The organism is Streptomyces lydicus, assembly GCF_001729485.1.
Taxonomy (GTDB): domain Bacteria; phylum Actinomycetota; class Actinomycetes; order Streptomycetales; family Streptomycetaceae; genus Streptomyces; species Streptomyces lydicus_D.
In genome coordinates this window covers 6,843,716-6,863,209 of sequence record NZ_CP017157.1, presented here as the reverse complement: position 1 = coordinate 6,863,209, position 19,494 = coordinate 6,843,716, and the positions used below count along the sequence as shown (strand labels likewise).

At 70.3% G+C, this 19,494-nt stretch carries 17 protein-coding genes and 1 riboswitch; of the genes, 9 read left to right on the top strand and 8 right to left on the bottom strand.

Annotation, left to right across the window (positions count from 1 at the left end):
- Positions 1 to 61 precede the first annotated feature (61 nt).
- Positions 62 to 706: a peptide deformylase gene (gene def, locus SL103_RS29695; RefSeq protein ID WP_069572057.1), complete on the top strand. Its 645-nt coding sequence runs from the start codon at positions 62 to 64 to the stop codon at positions 704 to 706.
- Between the two features lie 45 nt (positions 707 to 751).
- Here the strand turns inward: def and SL103_RS29690 are convergent, their stop codons facing one another.
- The 3 genes from SL103_RS29690 to SL103_RS29680 all read right to left on the bottom strand — a co-directional run bounded on the left by SL103_RS29690 (position 752) and on the right by SL103_RS29680 (position 6,267).
- Positions 752 to 2,689, bottom strand: coding sequence for a transglycosylase domain-containing protein (locus tag SL103_RS29690; protein WP_069572056.1), 1,938 nt, complete (start codon positions 2,687 to 2,689; stop codon positions 752 to 754).
- A 120-nt stretch (positions 2,690 to 2,809) separates the two neighbouring features.
- Complete coding sequence (locus SL103_RS29685; RefSeq protein WP_069572055.1) at positions 2,810 to 3,865, bottom strand: ribonucleotide-diphosphate reductase subunit beta; 1,056 nt, start codon at positions 3,863 to 3,865, stop codon at positions 2,810 to 2,812.
- The gene (locus tag SL103_RS29680) at positions 3,865 to 6,267 is read right to left on the bottom strand and encodes a ribonucleoside-diphosphate reductase subunit alpha (protein WP_069572054.1); all 2,403 of its coding nucleotides are present in this window, start codon (positions 6,265 to 6,267) and stop codon (positions 3,865 to 3,867) included. The genes SL103_RS29685 and SL103_RS29680 overlap by 1 nt, the downstream gene beginning before the upstream one ends.
- A 180-nt stretch (positions 6,268 to 6,447) precedes the next feature.
- Positions 6,448 to 6,546: riboswitch (cobalamin riboswitch) on the bottom strand.
- A gap of 170 nt (positions 6,547 to 6,716) precedes the next feature.
- On the opposite strand from SL103_RS29680, the gene SL103_RS29675 reads away from it, so the two are divergent.
- On the top strand, positions 6,717 to 7,301 hold the full coding sequence (locus SL103_RS29675; protein WP_069572053.1) for a Uma2 family endonuclease: 585 nt from the start codon (positions 6,717 to 6,719) through the stop codon (positions 7,299 to 7,301).
- A gap of 67 nt (positions 7,302 to 7,368) precedes the next feature.
- Here SL103_RS29675 and mctP read toward each other — a convergent pair whose 3' ends face one another.
- From mctP to SL103_RS29660, 3 genes are all read right to left on the bottom strand, one after another.
- A complete protein-coding gene (gene mctP, locus SL103_RS29670; RefSeq protein ID WP_208869989.1) occupies positions 7,369 to 9,042 on the bottom strand; it encodes a monocarboxylate uptake permease MctP in 1,674 nt (557 codons plus the stop codon).
- Positions 9,039 to 9,299 (bottom strand): DUF3311 domain-containing protein, encoded by a 261-nt coding sequence (locus SL103_RS29665; RefSeq protein ID WP_069572052.1) that lies wholly within the window; start codon positions 9,297 to 9,299, stop codon positions 9,039 to 9,041. The genes mctP and SL103_RS29665 overlap by 4 nt, the downstream gene beginning before the upstream one ends.
- 210 nt (positions 9,300 to 9,509) lie before the next feature.
- Positions 9,510 to 10,268 carry a GntR family transcriptional regulator gene (locus tag SL103_RS29660; protein WP_033269805.1) on the bottom strand — a complete coding sequence of 253 codons (759 nt, stop codon included), beginning with the start codon at positions 10,266 to 10,268 and terminating at the stop codon, positions 9,510 to 9,512.
- Between the two features lie 241 nt (positions 10,269 to 10,509).
- On the opposite strand from SL103_RS29660, the gene SL103_RS29655 reads away from it, so the two are divergent.
- The 6 genes from SL103_RS29655 (at position 10,510) to SL103_RS29630 (ending at position 16,851) form a co-directional block, all read left to right on the top strand.
- A complete protein-coding gene (locus SL103_RS29655; RefSeq protein WP_069572051.1) occupies positions 10,510 to 11,778 on the top strand; it encodes an extracellular solute-binding protein in 1,269 nt (422 codons plus the stop codon).
- A gap of 97 nt (positions 11,779 to 11,875) precedes the next feature.
- Positions 11,876 to 12,913, top strand: coding sequence for a carbohydrate ABC transporter permease (locus SL103_RS29650; RefSeq protein ID WP_069572050.1), 1,038 nt, complete (start codon positions 11,876 to 11,878; stop codon positions 12,911 to 12,913).
- Positions 12,910 to 13,749 carry a carbohydrate ABC transporter permease gene (locus tag SL103_RS29645; protein ID WP_069572049.1) on the top strand — a complete coding sequence of 280 codons (840 nt, stop codon included), beginning with the start codon at positions 12,910 to 12,912 and terminating at the stop codon, positions 13,747 to 13,749. Before SL103_RS29650 ends, SL103_RS29645 begins: the two co-directional genes overlap by 4 nt.
- Before the next feature lie 8 nt (positions 13,750 to 13,757).
- Entirely contained in the window at positions 13,758 to 15,332 is a 1,575-nt protein-coding gene (locus tag SL103_RS29640) for a glycoside hydrolase family 3 protein (RefSeq protein WP_069572048.1), read from the top strand.
- 289 nt (positions 15,333 to 15,621) lie between these two features.
- The gene (locus SL103_RS38090) at positions 15,622 to 15,867 is read left to right on the top strand and encodes a hypothetical protein (protein WP_164492909.1); all 246 of its coding nucleotides are present in this window, start codon (positions 15,622 to 15,624) and stop codon (positions 15,865 to 15,867) included.
- A 99-nt stretch (positions 15,868 to 15,966) separates the two neighbouring features.
- Entirely contained in the window at positions 15,967 to 16,851 is an 885-nt protein-coding gene (locus SL103_RS29630) for an IS982 family transposase (protein ID WP_069569095.1), read from the top strand.
- 81 nt (positions 16,852 to 16,932) lie between these two features.
- Here SL103_RS29630 and nagB read toward each other — a convergent pair whose 3' ends face one another.
- Together nagB and SL103_RS29620 are read right to left on the bottom strand one after the other, a co-directional pair.
- Positions 16,933 to 17,715 (bottom strand): glucosamine-6-phosphate deaminase, encoded by a 783-nt coding sequence (nagB, locus tag SL103_RS29625; RefSeq protein WP_069572046.1) that lies wholly within the window; start codon positions 17,713 to 17,715, stop codon positions 16,933 to 16,935.
- Positions 17,716 to 17,882: 167 nt separating this feature from the next.
- Positions 17,883 to 18,656, bottom strand: coding sequence for an SDR family oxidoreductase (locus SL103_RS29620; RefSeq protein ID WP_069572045.1), 774 nt, complete (start codon positions 18,654 to 18,656; stop codon positions 17,883 to 17,885).
- Between the two features lie 120 nt (positions 18,657 to 18,776).
- Here SL103_RS29620 and SL103_RS29615 point away from each other — a divergent pair, with 120 nt between their 5' ends.
- On the top strand, positions 18,777 to 19,427 hold the full coding sequence (locus SL103_RS29615; protein ID WP_069572044.1) for a TetR/AcrR family transcriptional regulator: 651 nt from the start codon (positions 18,777 to 18,779) through the stop codon (positions 19,425 to 19,427).
- The last annotated feature ends 67 nt before the right edge of the window (positions 19,428 to 19,494 follow it).

The following is a 19,494-nucleotide window of genomic DNA, read 5'->3' as shown; positions in this document are numbered from 1 at the left end:
CACGGGTCGCCGTAGGCTGTAGGGCGACTATTCAGGGTTTTCAGGAAGGCGTACGGCGGAGATGGCCCAGCAGCCTGTTTTTGATCAAGAGGGTGACCAGCGGGTGGATGACGCGTTCATCGACGATGTCACGGACGCGGAGGAGCGTGAGGTCGCACACCGCGAGCGCGGCACCTCGCGGCCGATCACGGTCGTCGGCAACCCGGTGCTCCACAAGGAGTGCAAGAACGTCACGGAGTTCGACGACAAGCTCGCCCAGCTCATCGACGACATGTTCGCCAGCCAGCGCACCGCCGAGGGCGTGGGGCTGGCCGCCAACCAGATCGGTGTGGACCTGAAGGTCTTCGTCTACGACTGCCTGGACGACGAGGGCGTCCGGCACGTCGGCGCGGTCTGCAACCCCGTGCTGGACGAGGTGCCCGCCGAGCGCCGGGTGCTGGACGACTCCAACGAGGGCTGCCTGTCCGTGCCCGGCGCCTACGCCGAGCTGGCCCGCCCCGACTACGCCGTCGTCCGCGGCCAGGACGCCAAGGGCGAGCCGATCGCGATCCGGGGCACCGGCTACTTCGCGCGCTGCCTCCAGCACGAGACCGATCACCTCCACGGCTACCTCTACATCGACCGGCTCAGCAAGCGGGACCGCAAGGACGCGCTGAAGCAGATGGCCGAGCGGGAGCCGCGCTACCCCGTCGTCCCCAACGACTGAGGCCGGTGGGCGCCCGGCCCGGCCGGGAGCGGGCGCCCGGGCCCGTCAGGACGCGTTCCGGTAGGCGCTCCACACCTTCGGCGGGAGCGCCGTGCCCAGCCCCTTGCCGTCGCCGCCGACGCCCTGCATGGGCAGCAGCTCGGGGGCTCCCGGCTTGTTGCGGAACATGGTGACGGCGGTGGTCGGCTCGTCGCCGGCGCCTTCGCCGCCCCGGCCGGCCGCGTCGGTGCCGCTACCGGCACCGGGGCCGGCGAGGGGACTGCCGATGAACCACGCCGACTTCATCCGGTCGCCGGGCTCCGTGCGGCCGGCCGCGACCGGCTGCGAGGACGCGCCGTCGCCGGGCAGCCCCAGCGAGCGCCAGCCCAGCCCCTCCAGGCTGGCGGACACCTGCTGGGCGACCCCGGCGTCGAGGACCTGGTCGGGTTCGGCCCGGTCGAAGCCGTGGATCTTCCTGCCGCCGTAGGTCATCGAGGACACCGCGTAGGGGTCGGCGTGCAGTCCGCCGTTGACGAACGTGGTGTAGGCGCTGGCCATCCGGATCGCGCTGGGCGCCGAGGTGCCGAGCGGGAAGGTCTGCTCCAGCCGCGCCATGCTCTCCTCGCGCAGCCCCGCCGCCACCGCGAGGTCCCGGATCCGCTCCAGCCCGAGGACCTTCCCGGCCTGCACGAACGGCGGGTTCTCGGCCTTCATCAGGGCGCCGCGCAGATCCCCGAACCGGCTCGTCCAGTCCGCCGGCTGCGCCTCTCCCGAGACCTGGGGTTCCTCGGGCCGGCCGACCTGCTGCTGGAGTGCGGTCGCCAGCACGAACGGCTTGAAGGCGGAACCGGCCGGGACCGCCGTGGTGTCCGCGTTGTTGCTGAAGTGCCGGGTGGCGTCGGTGCCGCCGTAGACGGCGAGTATCGCGCCGTCCTTCGGGCGTACCGAGGCCGCGCCGAACTCCACGTAATTGTCGGCGGCGCGCTTCTTCGGGTCGATGTGCTGCCGGCGGACATCGGTGACCGCCTTTTCCAGGCGGTGGGTGCGCTGTTTGTCGAAGGTGGTGTGAATGCGGTAGCCGCCGCGCGCCAGATCCGCGTCGGTCAGCCCGGTTTCGGACTTGACGAATTTGTTGGCCACATCGACGAGATAGCCGGTCTGGCCGGCCTGGCTGGTGGGTTTCGCCGGTGCCCGGGGCTCGGGGAACTCGCGGTATTTCGCCCGCTCCTCCTCGCTCATCTTCCCGGTGGCGACCTGCCGGTCGAGGATCCAGCTCCAGCGCTCCACGGCCCGCTGGTGATTGGCCTTGCTCAGCCCCGGGTCGTACTGCTCCGAGCCCTTCAGCAGGGCCGCCAGCAACGCGCCCTGGCTGGGGTTCAGCCGGCTCGCGTCGATGCCGTAATACGCATGGGCGGCCGCCTGTATGCCGTACGAACCCCGGCCGAACCAGCTGGTGTTGAGGTAACCGCGCAGAATCTCCTGCTTGGACTTCTGATTGCTCACCTTCAGCGCGATGATGAATTCCTTCACCTTGCGGGTGACCGTCTGGTCCTGCGACAGATAGGTGTTCTTCACATACTGCTGGGTGATGGTGGACCCGCCCTGGGTCTCCTCACCGGAGACCATGTTGACCACCGCGCGCGCGATGCCCTGGACGGAAATACCGGGGTCGCTGTAGAAGGTGGCGTTCTCCGCGGCGATGACGGAGTTCTCGACGGAGTCCGGCACGTTGTCGAGGGTGACGTTCTGCCGGTTGACGGCGCCCACGCTCACCATCTGGCTGCCGTCCGCCCAGTAGTAGACGGTCGCTTCCTGTGCGGCCGCCTCGTTCTCGTCGGGGATGTCGACGTTCGCGTACACAATGGCGAACAGCCCGGCCAGCGAGAGAACGCCGAACGAGAGGGTGCCGAGCCACAGCCGCCATGACGGCAGCCAGCGGCGCGGACCCTCCCGTCCCTGGCGCGGATAGTCGATGAACCGGCGACGCCCCTTCGTGCCCTTCATACCCGCTTAGATGTGGCGGCCCGGGCTGCGGTTGCCGAGGTAACAGAATGCTCACAAAGGCCGGTGACCAGGGAGAAGGGGCGTGGCCGGCCCGTGGCGGACGGGCCGGCCGGAACCGGACTAGAAGTCGTCGTCGAAGGAGACCGAGCCCTCGACGGCGACCTGGTAGGCCGAGGCCCGCCGCTCGAAGAAGTTGGTCAGCTCCTGGACGTTCTGCAGCTCCATGAAGGAGAACGGGTTCTCCGAGCCGTACACGGGCGGGAAGCCGAGCCGTTGCAGCCGCTGATCGGCGACGCACTGGAGGTACTCGCGCATCGACTCGGTGTTCATCCCCGGCAGGCCGTCACCGCACAGGTCCCGGCCGAACTGGAGCTCCGCCTCGACGGCCTCCTTGAGCATCGCGGTGACCTGCTGCTCCAGCGCGTCGTCGAAGAGATCGGGCTCCTCCTCGCGGACGGTGTCCACCACCGAGAAGGCGAACTCCATGTGCATGGACTCGTCCCGGAACACCCAGTTGGTGCCGGTGGCCAGGCCGTGCAGCAGACCGCGCGAGCGGAACCAGTAGACGTAGGCGAAGGCGCCGTAGAAGAACAGGCCCTCGATGCAGGCCGCGAAGCAGATCAGGTTCAGCAGGAAGCGGCGCCGGTCGGCCTTGGACTCCAGCCGGTCGATCGAGTCGACCGAGTCCATCCACTTGAAGCAGAACGCCGCCTTCTCCCGGATGGACGGGATCTTCTCCACGGCCGCGAAGGCGGCGGCGCGGTCGTCCGGGTCGGGGAGGTAGGTGTCCAGCAGCGTCAGGTAGAACTGCACGTGCACCGCCTCCTCGAAGAGCTGACGGCTCAGGTACAGCCGCGCCTCGGGGGAGTTGATGTGCTTGTACAGCGTCAGCACGAGGTTGTTGGCGACGATCGAGTCCCCGGTCGCGAAGAACGCGACCAGCCGGCCGATCATGTGCTGCTCACCCGGCGAGAGCTTGGCGAGGTCGGCGACGTCGGAGTGGAGGTCGACCTCCTCCACGGTCCAGGTGTTCTTGATCGCGTCGCGGTAGCGGTCGTAGAAGTCCGGGTACCGCATGGGACGCAGGGTCAGCTCGAAGCCGGGGTCGAGGAGGTTCTTCTCACCGGTGGTGGCCGTGTGGGCGGCGGACGCGTTCGTCTCGGGGGCGGTGGTCATTACTGGCATGCCTCGCAGGACTCGGGGTTTTCCAGGGAGCAGGCGACCGCCTCGGGGTCGGTGGCCTGCTGCGGTACGGGGGCGGAGGCGGCGGCGGTGCCGCGGGCGGACTGCGCGATCCGGGTCGCCGGACGGGAGCGCAGGTAGTACGTCGTCTTGATGCCGCGCTTCCAGGCGTAGGCGTACATCGAGCTGAGCTTGCCGATGGTCGGCGAGGCCATGAAGAGGTTCAGCGACTGGCTCTGGTCGAGGTAGGGCGTACGGGCCGCGGCCATGTCGATCAGCGCGCGCTGCGGGATCTCCCAGGCGGTGCGGTACAGCGCCCGTACCTCCTCGGGGACCCAACTGACGTCCTGCACCGAGCCGTTGGCCTCGCGCAGCGCGTCACGGGTCCGTGCGTCCCACAGCCCCAGGGCCTTGAGCTCCTCGATCAGATACGCGTTGACCTGGAGGAACTCGCCGGAGAGCGTCTCGCGCTTGAAGAGGTTGGAGACCTGCGGCTCGATGCACTCGTACACGCCCGCGATGGAGGCGATGGTCGCGGTCGGCGCGATGGCCAGCAGCAGCGAGTTGCGCATCCCGGTGGCGGCGATACGGGTGCGCAGCGCCGCCCAGCGGTCCGCCCAGCGGGGCTCGGTGTCCGGGTAGTGGTCCGGGTGCAGCACGCCGCGGGCGGTCCGGGTCGCGGACCACGCCGGGTGCGGGCCGTGCCGCTCGGCGAGGTCGGCGGACGCCTCGTAGGCGGCCAGCATGATCCGCTCGGAGATACGGGTCGACAGCTCCCGGGCCTCGGCCGAGTCGAAGGGCAGCCGCAGCCGGAAGAACACGTCCTGCAGACCCATCAGGCCCAGACCGACCGGGCGCCAGCGGGAGTTGGAGGCGCCGGCCTGCTCGGTCGGGTAGAAGTTGATGTCCACGACGCGGTCGAGGAAGGTGACGGCGGTGCGGACCGTGGCGTCCAGCCGCTCCCAGTCCATCTCACCGTTGTCGCCCAGGTGCGCGGCGAGGTTCACCGACCCCAGGTTGCAGACCGCGGTCTCGCCGTCGTCGGTCACCTCCAGGATCTCCGTGCAGAGGTTGGAGGAGTGCACGACCTTGCCGGGCTCGGCAGTCTGGTTGGCGGTGCGGTTGGCGGCGTCCTTGAACGTCATCCAGCCGTTGCCGGTCTGCGCCAGGGTGCGCATCATCCGGGAGTACAGCATCCGCGCCGGGATCTGCTTGACCGCCCGGCCCTCGGTCTCCGCCTTCCGGTACGCGGCGTCGAACTCCTCGCCCCACAGGTCCACCAGTTCGGGGGCGTCCGACGGCGAGAACAGCGACCAGTCGGCGTCCGCCTCGACCCGGCGCATGAACTCGTCGGGGATCCAGTGCGCGATGTTCAGGTTGTGCGTCCGGCGGGCCTCCTCACCGGTGTTGTCGCGCAGCTCCAGGAACTCCTCGATGTCCGCGTGCCAGGTCTCCAGGTAGACGCAGGCGGCGCCCTTGCGCCGGCCGCCCTGGTTCACCGCGGCGACCGAGGCGTCGAGCGTGCGCAGGAACGGCACGATGCCGTTGGAGTGCCCGTTGGTGCCGCGGATCAGCGAACCGCGGGCGCGGATGCGGGAGTACGACAGGCCGATGCCGCCGGCGTGCTTGGAGAGCCGCGCCACCTGGTGGTAGCGGTCGTAGATCGAGTCCAGCTCGTCCAGCGGGGAGTCCAGCAGGTAGCAGGACGACATCTGGGGGTGGCGGGTGCCGGAGTTGAAGAGGGTGGGGGAGGAGGGGAGGTACGACAGCGAGCTGGTGAGGCGGTAGAGCTCGGCGACGTCGGCCAGCGCGCGGTCGCTGCCCTCTTTGCCATCAGCGGTCTCGGCGAGGCCGCAGGCCACCCGCAGCAGGAAGTGCTGGGGGGTCTCGACGACCTGACGGGTGGTGGGGTGCCGCAGCAGATAGCGCGAGTGCAGCGTCCGCAGCCCGAAGTAGCCGAAGCGGTCGTCGGCGCCGTCCGCGAGCGCCCGCTCGACCAGGGCGTCCAGCCGCGCGGCGTGGGTCCGTACGAACTCCGCGGTCGCATCGGCGATCAGCCCCTCGCGGTGGCCGACCTCGATGGAGGCGGAGAAGGCGACCGCCCCCTGTTCGGCCGCCTCCTCCGAGATCGCGAGGGTGAGCAGCCGGGCGGCGAGCTTGGAGTACTGCGGCTCGTCACCGATCAGACCGGCCGCGGCCTCGGTGGCCAGCGAGCGCAGCTCGGCCGCGTCGGAGCCCGCGTGCCGGCCGCGCAGGGCGGCGGCGGCCACCTTGCCGGGGTCGGTGGCGGTGAGGTCCGCGGTGAGCTCGGTCAGGGTGCGCAGCAGGGCGACGCCCGGGCCGTCGGGCTGCCCGACCTCGGCGTCTGACGCGGGCTCCGTTGGCGCGATGGTCACTGATGCTCTCCCTCACTCGGCGGGGGCCGGGAGGGAGGGACGCGACGGGCGCACGCGGGCATGCGGCACCCCGCGACGAACGGGGTGCGCGGGCACACCGCGCGGCGTCCACCGGCCCACCCCTCGGGGCCCGGACGTATCGACGTCCGCACCGATGGCGGCGCGGACGTACCGTCGGCAGGTCCTCGGACTTCCGGGCGCACGGCGGCCCGTCAACAAGTGCGGGCGGGTGCGCGCGTACACCGTTGCGGGACAGTCCCGGATTCCCACCGGGTTCCCCTGCGGCGACAGCGAGGACGAGCATACATGTGGGGGTGACCCCTCTCGTGCACCCCCACATCTAGTGTGTCGCGAGTGATCAACGAGTGATCGGGCGGTGCCTGTCGGTGGCCTCGGCTATCGTCGGTTGTACGTTCCTTGCTCTGCCCGATGACAGAAGGAGGGGGCCCATGCCCGCGCTCGCTGACCGGCCGCACATCGCGACAACCGACTTCGAAGAGGCTGCCCGGATATTCGCTCGATTGGAGCGTGGTGCACGTCTGGAACTCATCGATGGGAAGGTCAGGAGCAAGCCCATGCCGGACGGGGACCACGGGCTGATCATCGAATGGCTGACGCGTCTGTGCATCCAGTCGCGCCCCGAACTGTGGCTCTATCCGGACCAGGGAATCAAGGTGCAGACCTATCGGGGCGGCCGCGCCCGCCCGGATGGGGCGCTCGCTCCCAGCGGCGCTGTCGGGGGCCAAGGGGAATGGGTAGACCCCGAACCCGTGTTGATGGCCGTCGAGGTCACGTCGCATGATTCGGACACCGACCGGCGCGACCGGGTGGAGAAGCCCCGTGCGTACGCGGAGACCGGTATCCCGGTCTACCTGCTCATTGATCGCGACAATTGCGAGCTGGCGGTCTACAGCGAGCCGAATGGTTCCCGGTACGAGAACATTCACACCGTCCCGTACGGCAAGACCCTCCACCTCCCGGACCCCGTCGGTATCACTCTCGAAACCGAGCCGCTCAAGGACTGGGTGAACTGACCGGGTGCACGAAGAGGGCCGCCGCCTCCCGGAGGAGGTGGCGGCCCGTCGCGTCGGACGCGGTGGCTCAGTGCCCCGCCGGGGCCCCCGCCGTCGCCGGGGGGAGTTCGACGGCCACGCCCGCGTCGCCGGCGTCCGCCGTGTAGTCGGCGGGGCTGGTCTCGTCGACGCCGTCGGGGGCCTTGGCGGCCCTCAGGGCGAAGGTGAGGACGACGGTGACCACGACGTTCAGGACGAACGCGGTCAGGCCGATGTAGCCGATCTCGCCGATGCCGGGGATCTCCGCGCTGGAGCCGCCGAAGTGCTTCTGGGTCGGGCTGGCGACGCCGTAGGCCGCGAGCGTGCCGTAGAGCATGCCGACCGCCCAGCCGGCCAGCAGCGCCCAGCGGTGGAACCAGCGGGTGAACAGGCCGCCGACGAGCGACGGCATGGTCTGGAGGATCCAGATGCCGCCCAGCAGCTGGAAGTTGATCGCGACGGTCTTGTCCATGGTGAGGACGAAAACCAGGGCGCCGACCTTGACCAGCAGCGACACGAGCTTGGCGACCTTGTGCTCCTGCTCGGGGGTGGCGTCCTGGTTGAGGAAGTCCTTGTAGACGTTGCGGGTGAAGAGGTTGGCGGCCGCGATGGACATGATGGCCGCCGGTACGAGGGCGCCGATGCCGATCGCGGCGAACGCGACGCCGGCGAACCAGCTCGGGAACATGTCCTCGAACAGCTGCGGAATGGCCAGCTGCGGGTTGCCCTGGATGTCCGTCCCGGCCTTGATGGCCATGAAGCCGAGCAGCGCCAGGAGGCCCAGCATCAGGGAGTACAGCGGCAGGATCGTGGTGTTGCGGCGGATCACGTTGCGGCTGCGCGAGGAGAGCGTCGCGGTGATCGAGTGCGGGTACATGAACAGCGCCAGCGCGGAGCCGAGCGCCAGGGTCGCGTACGCCCACTGGGCGTTGGGGCCGCTGGTCAGCTCGCCGCGCGGCTTGCCGGGCACGGCGCCGGGCTGGGCCAGCGCCTTGCCCGCCGCGTCGAAGATGTGGTCGAAGCCGCCCAGCTTGATCGGGATGTAGATGATCGCCACGGCGATCACCAGGTAGATCAGGCCGTCCTTGACGAAGGCGATCAGCGCCGGGGCGCGCAGGCCGGAGGAGTACGTGTACGCGGCCAGCACCGCGAACGCGATCAGCAGTGGCAGGTCCTTGACGAACCAGTTGGTGTTCTCGCCGCCGCCGATGCCCATCACGTCCAGGACGGCCTGGATGCCGACCAGTTGGAGCGCGATGTACGGCATCGTCGCGAGGATGCCGGTCAGCGCCACCGCCAGCGACAGTCCCTTCGAGCCGAAGCGGCCGCGGACGAAGTCGGAGGTGGTGACGTAGCCGTGCTTGTGCGAGACCGACCACAGGCGGGGCAGGAAGGTGAAGATCAGCGGGTACACGAGGATCGTGTACGGCACGGCGAAGAAGCCGGCGGCGCCCGCCGCGTAGATCGCCGCGGGGACCGCGACGAAGGTGTACGCGGTGTAGAGGTCACCGCCCAGCAGGAACCACGTCACCCAGGTGCCGAAGCTCCGCCCGCCCAGGCCCCATTCGTCGAGGTTGGCGGACTGCTCGGCCTTGCGCCAGCGGGCGGCGAGGAAGCCCATGACCGTCACGGCCAGGAAGAAGAAGACGAAGACGGCGAGTGCCACGCCGTTGACGCCCTTGGTCGAGGAGGCCGCGAGTTCGGCCGTCGTCCGGAGAGTCACTTGACCGCACCGTCCTTGCGGGCGCGCTGCTCACGCTGCACGAGCTTGTAGGCGATCATGGTCAGCGCCGTGGAGATCAGCACCCACAGCATCTGGTACCAGTAGAAGAACGGGATGCCGATCAGGGTCGGCTCGATCCGGGCGTACGAACTCACCCACAGCATCGCGACGAACGGAGCGATCAGACACAGTCCGGCCACCACACGCGTCGGGGTGACGACCTGTCTGCTGGTCGGCGACTCGGCTGGCTCTGGCATCGGCGGCTCCGTCCGTGGCGAACTCCTGGGTAATGGGCTGGAAATCTATGGCAGGGACGTGGCGCGCGTCACTAGCTGTCCGCATATCGGTATGACGAATTCGCGCGCGGCGGGGTGACGTTCGCCCCGTGACGGGGTGCGGGACTGCCGCCCGGCGGTGGGGTGCGTACGGGCCGGGCGGCCGCTCGGGCCCGGCGGACGGGCCCGGCGTCAGTCCGTGGGGCGCTGCAGCCGGGCGACGAACTTGTAGCGGTCGCCGCGGTAGACCGAACGCACCCACTCCACCGGCCGGCCCTGGGCGTCGAGCGAGTGCCGGGAGAGCATCAGCATCGGCAGGCCGACGTCGGTGCCCAGCAGACCGGCCTCGCGCGGGGTGGCCAGCGAGGTCTCGATGGTCTCCTCGGCCTCCGCCAGGCGGACGTCGTAGACCTCGGCCAGCGCGGTGTAGAGCGAGGTGTACTTGACGAGGTTGCGGCGCAGCGCGGGGAAGCGCTTCGCGGACAGATGGGTGGTCTCGATGGCCATCGGCTCGCCGCTGGCCAGCCGCAACCGCTCGATGCGCAGCACCCGGCCGCCGGGCGCGATGTCCAGCAGGCCGGCCAGCCGGTCGTCCGCGGTGACATAGCCGATGTCCAGCAGCTGGGAGGTCGGCTCCAGGCCCTGGGCGCGCATGTCCTCGGTGTACGAGGTCAGTTGCAGCGCCTGCGAGACCTTGGGCTTGGCCACGAACGTGCCCTTGCCCTGGATGCGCTCCAGCCGGCCCTCGACGACCAGCTCCTGCAGCGCCTGGCGGACCGTCGTCCGCGAGGTGTCGAACTCCGCCGCGAGGGTCCGCTCGGGCGGGACCGGAGTGCCGGGCGGCAGGGTGTCGGTGATCTCCAGCAAGTGCCGCTTGAGCCGGTAGTACTTGGGCACCCGCGCCGTCCGCGCGCCGCTGCCGCTCTCGGCGCTGCCCCCGTCCGTCTCCATGACCCGCCTCTCCGACTCCTGTCGTGCTGCCGTCACCGGCTCCTCCGTACGTAGCGGCTCACATCGTGGCACGGGTGGGTTCTCCGTGCTCCCTCGCAGGTCCCGGCGCGCCAGATGTCGGTCCGGTAACGGACCTGACAGCGACTCTTATACACCCTTGACACCCCAAAAGGTCTAGGCCAAGCTGCGGGAACTGGTCTAAACCATTAAAGACCACACCCGGCCTCTAGGGGAGAGCGCAATGAAGCGTGGGCTCATAGCAGCGACGGCGGTCGCGGGAATGCTGGTGAGTGTCGCTGCCTGTGGGTCCAGCGACGGCAACAAGGCGGGGGCGGACGGCTTCAAGGGCCAGAAGCTCACCGTCTGGGTGATGAGCGGTTCGAATCCGGAGCAGTGGAGCAAGCAGGTCTCCGAGCAGTTCAAGAAGAAGACCGGCGCCACCGTCGAGTTCAAGGTCCAGCAGTGGAACGGCATTCAGCAGAAGCTGAGCACCGCCCTTTCCGAGGACACCCCGCCGGACGTCGTCGAAATCGGCAACACCCAGACCGCCGCCTACGCCAAAGCCGGCGCCCTGGCCGATCTCGGAGATCTGAAGAAGGAGATCGGCGCCGACTGGAACGACGCGTTCAACAAGGCGTCGGTGGTGGACGGAAAGCAGTACGCGCTGCCGTGGTACGCGGGCAACCGCGTGGTGATGTACAACAAGAAGATCTGGGCCGAAGCCGGCCTCAAGGGCACGCCCGGGACGCGCGCCGAACTCTTCAAGGCATTCGACACCATCAAGAAGAAGACCGACGCCGAACCGCTCTATCTGCCCGGCCAGAACTGGTACTTCCTCGACGGGCTGACCATCGGCACCGGCGCCGACCTGGTGAAGAAGCAGGGCGGCAAGTGGGTCTCCAACCTCGGCGACCCCAAGGTCTCCAAGGCCATGGACATCTACCGGCAGTACCAGGCGTTCAGCACCGCGCCGAAGAACAAGGACGAGGCCACCCCGCAGCAGGCCGAGGTCTTCGCCAAGGGCCGGACCGGCGCGGTCATCGCCATGGGCTACGAGGCGGCCACCGCCGTCAAGGCCAACCCGAAAATCAAGAACGACATCGGATTCTTCACCATCCCCGGTGAGACCGCCGGCAAGCCCGAAGGCGTCTTCCTCGGCGGCTCCAACTTCGCCGTCGCCGGAATGGGCAAGAACCAGGAACTCGCCAAGGAATTCCTGAAGATCGCGCTGTCCAAGGAAAACGACGCGCAGATGGTCAAGGAAGTCGGCTGGACCCCGAAGTCCCCGGACCTGGCCGACGCCGCCAAGGAGAATCCGGCCGCCGCGGCCGCCGCGCCCGCGACGCAGAAGTCCGGCGGCACCACGCCGCTGATTCCGCAGTGGGCCGCCGTGGAGAACGTACCGAACCCGATCAAGAACTACATGACGGCCGTGCTGAACGGCAAGGCCCCGGCCGACGCCGCCAAGGACATCGAGTCCGAGATCAACGCGCGGCTCGCCAAGCAGTAGACGCCACCGGCTGCGTACGGGGCCGGCCGTCCCCGGCCCCGTACGCGCGTCCGCAGGTGCAGGGAACCATCACGGCTACGAGGGGGAGCAGGGGCCCATGGCAGTGCAGCTCGACGACGCGGCGGACCAGACCGCGCCGCGGACCGGCAAGGGAGGCGCACCGCCCGCCCGGCGCGGCAGCGGCCGGCGGCCCGGCCGCGGCACTCCCGCCGCTTCCGCCCGCCGCACCGCGGCCACTCCCGCCCGCCGCACCCCGTACCTCCTGCTGCTGCCCGCCCTGCTCGCGACCGCCGTGTTCCTGGGCTGGCCCATGGTCCGCAACCTGCTGCTCTCCTTCCAGAACCTGAACATGAAGGAGCTGATCCAGCACCTCACCGACTGGCGCGGGACCGGCAACTACCAGGAGGTCCTGGGCAGTGAGCAGTTCTGGCGGGTCACCTCGCGCACCGTCGTCTTCACCGCCGTCAACGTCGTCCTGATCATGGTGATCGGGGTGCTGATCGGACTGCTGCTGGCCCGCCTCGGCACCACCATGCGCCTGGTGCTGTCCGCCGCGCTGGTACTGGCCTGGGCGATGCCGACGATCGCCGCCACCACCGTCTTCCAGTGGCTCTTCGACGCCCGCTACGGCGTCGTCAACTGGGTGCTGGACAGGCTGGGCCGGCACTCCATGGCCCACTACGACTGGGTCGGCTCCCAGCTGTCGACCTTCTTCGTGATCACCGTGCTGATCGTCTGGCAGTCGCTGCCGTTCGTGGCGCTCAACCTGTACGCGGCCACCACCACGATCCCCAAGGAGCTCTACGAGGCGGCCCGGATGGACGGCGCCGGCACCTGGAAGGTCTTCACCTCCGTCACCTTCCCGTTCCTCAAGCCGTTCTTCCTCGCCACGACGTTCCTGGAGGTCATCTGGGTCTTCAAGGCGTTCCCGCAGATCTTCGCGATCAACCAGGGCGGGCCGGACCGGCTCACCGAGACGCTGCCGATCTACGCCTTCACCGAGGGCGTCGGCAACCTCCACTTCGGGATGGGCGCCGCGATCTCGCTGCTGACGATCGCGGTGCTGCTGGCCATGACCGCCTACTACCTGCGTCTGACGTTCAAGCAGGAACAGCAAGAGGAGAACGGGCTGTGAAGCGCGCTGCCTTCCCGACCGCCGGCCGCATCTGGCCCAACGCCGTCGCGGCCGTGCTCGCCCTCGGCTTCGTCTTCCCCGTCTACTGGATGTTCAACACGGCCTTCAAGCCGACCCGGGACATCCTCAGCGAAGACCCCGTGTGGTTCCCCTTCCACGGCACCCTCGAACACTTCGCCACGGCCGTGAACGCCCCGAACTTCTGGACCCTCGCCGGGAACTCGGTGCTGGTGACCGTCCTGGCGGTCGGCCTCTCGCTGGTCATCGCGCTCTGCGGGGCGTTCGCCCTCACCCGGATGCGCTTCAAGGGCCGCAAGGGCATCCTGCTGACCTTCATGGTCGCCCAGATGGCGCCCTGGGAGGTGATGGTGATCTCGATCTACCTCATCGTGCGGGACGCGGACCTGCTCAACAGCCTGGTGCCGCTCACCTTCTTCTACATGCTGATGGTGCTGCCCTTCACCCTGCTGACCCTCCGCGGCTACGTCGCCGCGGTGCCCAAGGAACTGGAGGAGTCCGCGATGGTCGACGGCTGCTCACGCCGCCAGGCATTCCTCAAGGTCGTCTTCCCGCTGCTGGCACCCGGCCTGATGGCCACCTCACTCTTCGGCTTCATCACGGCCTGGAACGAGTTCCCGCTGGTGCTGGTCCTCAACAAGGAGCCGGCCACGGGCACCCTGCCGCTGTGGCTCTCGCAGTTCCAGACCGCGTTCGGGGACGACTGGGGCGCCACGATGGCCGCCGCCTCGATCTTCGCCGTCCCGATCCTGGTCCTCTTCCTGATCCTGCAACGCAAGGCGGTCGGCGGGCTCACCTCCGGCGCAGTGAAGGGATGACGCAGTCCATGACTTCTTTCGTAGGTTCCGCGGGCTCCGCACGCCCGGTACGCCCCGCCGACACCCTCACCCGCGACGCGCTCGCCGTCCTCCAGCCCGGCTTCACCGGCACCACCGCCCCCGACTGGCTGCTGCGCCGGCTCGGCGAGGGCCTGGTCTCGGTCGGCCTGTTCGGCCGCAACATCGAGGACCCGGCCCAACTCGCCGCGCTGACCGCCCGGTTGCGCCGCGAGCGGCCGGACCTGCTGGTCGCCGTCGACGAGGAGGGCGGCGACGTCACCCGCCTCGAAGTGCGCGGCGGCTCCTCCTTCCCCGGCAACCACGCGCTGGGCGCCGTCGACGACACCGCGCTGACCCGTGCGGTCGCCCGCGAGCTGGGCCGCCGGCTGGCCGCGTGCGGGGTCAACCTCAACTGGGCGCCCTCCGCCGACGTCAACTCCAACCCGGACAACCCGGTCATCGGGGTCCGCTCCTTCGGCGCCGATCCGCAGCTGGTGGCCCGGCACACCGCCGCCTACGTGGAGGGCCTGCAGTCCGCCGGAGTGGCCGCCTGCACCAAGCACTTCCCCGGGCACGGTGACACCGCCGTCGACTCCCATCACGACCTGCCGCGGATCACCGCCGACCTGGCCACCCTCCAGGAGCGCGAACTGGTGCCGTTCCGCGCGGCGATCGCCGCCGGCACCCGGGCCGTGATGAGCGCGCACATCCTGCTGCCCGCCCTCGACGGCGCGCACCCGGCCACCCTCAGCCCGGCCGCGCTGCACGGCCTGCTGCGCGCCCCGGTCGCCGCGGGCGGCCTCGGCTTCGACGGGCTGATCGTCACCGACGGGATGGAGATGCGGGCCATCGCCGCCACCTACGGCATCGAGCGCGGCAGCGTCCTCGCCGTCGCGGCCGGCGCCGACGCGATCTGTGTGGGCGGCGGACTGGCCGACGAGGACACCGTGCTGCGGCTGCGCGACGCCCTGGTGCGCGCGGTGCGCGACGGCGAACTGCCGGAGCAGCGGCTCGCCGACGCCGCCGCACGGGCGCGGGCGCTGGCCCGCCGGCCCGGGGGCCCGGGCGCGACCGAGGGGGTCACGCCCGCACCGGACATCGGTCTGACCGCGGCCCGCCGCGCGCTGCGCCGCACGCCGGGCGACGGCCACCGCTACCCGCCGCTCACCGCCCCCGCGTACGTCGCGGCCTTCACCCCGCTCGCCAACATCGCGGTGGGGGACGAGACCCCGTGGGGCGTCGGCGCCGAACTGGCCCGCCTCCTGCCCGGCACCGAAACCGCCACCCGCACCGCGGAGTCGGCCGCCGCGGCCGGGACCGCCGCACTGATCGGCGGCCTGCTCACCGCGGCCGCCGGCCGCCGCATCGTCGCCGTCGTACGCGACCTGCACCGCCATCCCTGGATGGCCGAGGCGCTCACCGCGCTCCTCGCCGCCCGCCCCGACACCGCGGTCGTCGAGATGGGCATTCCCGGGGCCGCGCCCCGCGGCGCCCTCCACCTCGCCACCCACGGCGCCGCCCGCGTCTGCGGCCAGGCAGCCGCCGAGGCCCTCACGGGCCGGTGGCCGGGGGAGCGGGCCTGAGAACCGGCGCCCGCCGCGGGCCCGGCGCCGCCCGCCCGGCGGCGCCGCGGTAGGCGAACCACGGCGGGAAGAACCGGTCGCGGCCGGCCCGACGATGAGGACGCACCGCACCGCACCGTGCCCGCGCCCACCCTCCGCCGAGCAGCCGGCCCACGGCGAGACCGACGAGCGCCGGCCGGGCGCGAACGAACGGGAGCGAACACCCGGTCGCGGCGGACGCGCCGGCCATCAGCCCGTCCCGGGGCCGGCCCCGCAGCACGCCCCGACGCGCACGGCGACGGACGACCGGTTGAGCAGGATCCCCGCCGACGAGCAGACCGGCTGCCTCAAACCCGCACCGCAACGCGTCCGACTGCTGCGCGCCGCGGCACGCACCGGTACCCGGCTCGACCCCGGCACCTTCGCACAGCGCCCGCGCATCCCTTGTACAGCGCCCCCGGACACCCTCCGCGAGGCCGTACGCCGCAGAACCACCGCCCACGCCGAGGGTCCCTCGCCCGCGTCCACCACCCCACGACCCCACTGGATCACCTGACGGCGACCGAGCCCGGCCCGTGCCGAGCCGCCCCTAGATGAATGAGTCCGATGTTCCTGCTGGCCGCGACCATGGCGAAGGGCGCCCGTTGGCTCGTGTGTGACTACCAGCCTGGACGCCCTTCTGGCGGCACTGTACGTGTTCATCGACGACCACGTGGTCCCTTGTCGCCGGATTGGGCGACCTCCGAAACTGACAGACGCCGAACTGCTGTGCCTGGCCGTCGCCCAAGTCCTGCTCGGGTTTCCCTCTGCCCGGCACTGGGTCCGCTTCGCCCACGCCAGACTGGGACACCTCTTTCGCTACCTGCCCCAGCAATCCGCCTACAACAAGCGTCTGAACGCGGCCGGACCGCTGATTTCCCAGGTGATCGAAGCACTGGCCCGCCAGGTCCCTACCTGGCACGACGACCTGCGCCTGATCGACTCCACCCCGCTGCCCTGCGCTGCCTCGCGCGAGACCGTCAAACGCTCCGATCTGGCCGGACATGCCGGCTACGGCTACTGCCGCAGCCACTCCCGCTTCTTCTGGGGATTGCGGCTCTACCTGGTCACCACCGCCGAAGGCATGCCCGTCACCTGGTGCCTGGCCAACCCCAAGCTCGGCGAACGGGAAGTGATGACCGCCCTGCTGGAACGCGACCACCACCTCATCCGAGCTGGGCAGGTGGTCCTGGCCGACAAGGGTTTCGCGAGCAAGGGGTTCGAAGCCTTCCTCACCGAGCGACTCGGCGTTCACCTGGTGCGGCCGGACCGCAAGGACGAGCCGGTCCGGCACGGGAAGATCACCCGTGTCCGTCAGTGGATCGAGGCCGTCTTCGGCACCCTCAAAGGCCAGCTCAGCCTCGAACAGCACGGAGCAAGAACCCCGATCGGAGTCTTCGCCCGCACCGGCCAACGACTCCTCGCCCTGGCAGCCTGCATCTGGCACAACTGGACCACCAACGCCAAGATCAAACGATCCCTGATCGCCTACGACCACTAAGAACATCGGACTCAACCATCTAGGGCCTTTGTCTGAATCAGGCATGACCCCGCGAGCCCGGCTTGATCCAAACGAAAGCCCCTAGATGCCCTGCCAGTCCGGCTTGGCCGCGTAGGTGGCGCGGAAGTACTCCGCGAGCTTCAGCTTGGAGGCTGCGGCCTCGTCGACGACGACCGTGGCGTGCGGGTGGAGCTGGAGCGCCGAGGCCGGGACCAGTGCGGCGACCGGGCCCTCGACGGCATGGGCCACCGCGTCCGCCTTGCCCTCGCCGGTGGCCAGCAGCACCAGGTGGCGGGCCTCCAGGATGGTGCCGATGCCCTGGGTGATGACGTGGTGCGGGACCTCGTCGAGGCTGTCGAAGAACCGGGCGTTGTCCTCCCTGGTCTGCCGGGTCAGCGTCTTGATGCGGGTGCGGGAAGCGAGCGACGAACAGGGCTCGTTGAAGCCGATGTGTCCGTCGGTGCCGATGCCGAGCAGCTGGAGGTCCACCCCGCCGGCCTCGCGCAGCGCGCGGTCGTACGCCTCGCAGGCGGCCTGGACGTCCTCGGCCGTGCCGTCGGGGCCCATGAAGGCGTGTTCGTCGAGACCGAGCGGCTCGACCACCTCGCGCAGCACCACCGAGCGGTAGGACTCGGGGTGCCCGGCCGGCAGCCCGACGTACTCGTCGAGCTGGCAGATGCGGGTACGCGAGGCGTCGACCGCGCCGGCCCGGACCTTCGCCGCCAGCGCCTGGTAGATGGGCAGCGGGGTCGAGCCGGTGGCCACACCGAGCAGCGCGTCGGGCCTGCGCCGCAGCAGGGTGGCGACGGCCTCCGCGATCAGCTCGCCGCCTGCCGCGGCGTCCGGAACGATGACAACTTCCACGCTTTGGCCTGCCGTTCTGGAGAGTGGTGCTACGCCGTCATGTGGTATAGACCAATCTATCAGAGGGCGGCCCCCGCGGGCCGGTGGCGCACCCGAACGGAGGCGGACGATTTCCCGTCGCGCCGGTGACCGGGAGGCACCGGAACACCCCGGCGGGCGACGCCTCGTCAGAGCAGGGCGCCTCCCGTCGCGTCGATCCACTGCCCGGTCACCCACCGGCTGTCGTCCGAGGCCAGGAAGGCCACGATGTCGCCGATGTCGGTGGCGTCCGCGACCCGGCCGAGCGGGGATATCGCCCGGAGCCTCTCCCGCGCCGCGTCGGCGCTCCCGCCCCGCAGCCAGCCGGCGTTCATGTCGGTGTCGACCGCGCCGGGCGCCACCGCGTTGACGGTGATGCCGCGCCGGCCCAGATCCTTCGCCAGCGTCGAGGTGAACACGTCGAGCGCGCCCTTGGTCATGGCGTAGGCGATCAGCTCGGGCTTGGCCGCCCCGCGCGTCAGCCCCGTCGAGGTGTTGATGATGCGTCCGCCGTCCCGCAGCCGGGACAGTCCCTGCTGGACGACGAAGAACGGCGCCTTGGTGTTCACCGCGAAGAGGTGGTCGAAGTCCGCCACCGTCAGCTCGCCGATGCCCTTGAGCGTCCCGTCGACCGCCTTGTTGATCCCGGCGTTGTTGACCAGGATGTCCAGCCCCTCGGCCTGCTCGTCGAACGCCGCCCACAGCGCCTCGGCGTCCCCCGGCACGCCCAGCTCGGCCCGGAGCGCGAACGCCTCGCCGCCCGCCGCCTCGATCGCCGAGACCGTCTCCTTGGCCGCGGTCTCGTCGCGGCCGTAGTGCACGCCGACCCGCGCCCCGTCCCGCCCCAGCCGTTCCGAGATCGCCCGGCCGATCCCCCTGCTGCCGCCCGTCACCAGTGCCGTCCTGCCGCTGAGCGCGCCCATGGCGGTGCCCCTCCCCGATCGGTGTCCGCGCGCGGCCTCCGCGCGGCGGACGATTTATGTATCGCTCGCTACAGAAAAACCGTAGCACGCGTTCCGTACCGGTCGCTATAAAATTCCTCCATGGCGACCAAGGAAACGAAGCAGCGCGGCCGGCCCCGGTCCTTCGACCGGGAGACGGCCCTGGAGCAGGCGGTCCGGTCCTTCTGGGAGCAGGGCTACGAGGCCACCTCGATCTCCGACCTGACCCGCGCCATGGGCATCGGCGCGCCCAGCCTCTACGCCGCCTTCGGCGACAAGCGCGCACTGTTCGACGAGGTCGTCGCCGAGTACGGGCGCCTCTACGGCGGCTTCATCTCCCGGGCCGTGGCCGAGGAGCCCACCGCCCGCCGCGGCGTCGAGCGGGCGCTGCGCGAGGCCGCCGCCGAGTACACCGCGCCCGGCCGCCCCCGCGGCTGCCTCGTCATCAGCGCCGCCCTGAACATCTCGCCTGCCTCCGCCGAAGTCGCCGCGTCCCTGCGGGAGATGAGGCGGTCCAACCTCCGGGAGATCGCGAGCGCCGTCCGGGCGGACGTCGCCGCCGGCGAGCTGCCCGCCGACACGGACGCCGACGCGCTGGCCGACTATGTGGGCGCCGTCATCCAGGGCATCTCGCAGCAGGCGCGGGACGGCGCGGAGCGCACGGCGCTGGAGGCGGTAGTCGAGCTGGCGATGAGGGCCTGGCCGGAGGCGGCGGGATCACGGAGCGTGGCGGGCGCCCGCCCGGCCCCGTAACGGGCCCCGGAAACACCCGCGGGCCGCGGCGCCAGGACAGGACCCTCAACCTGTCCGGCACCGCAGC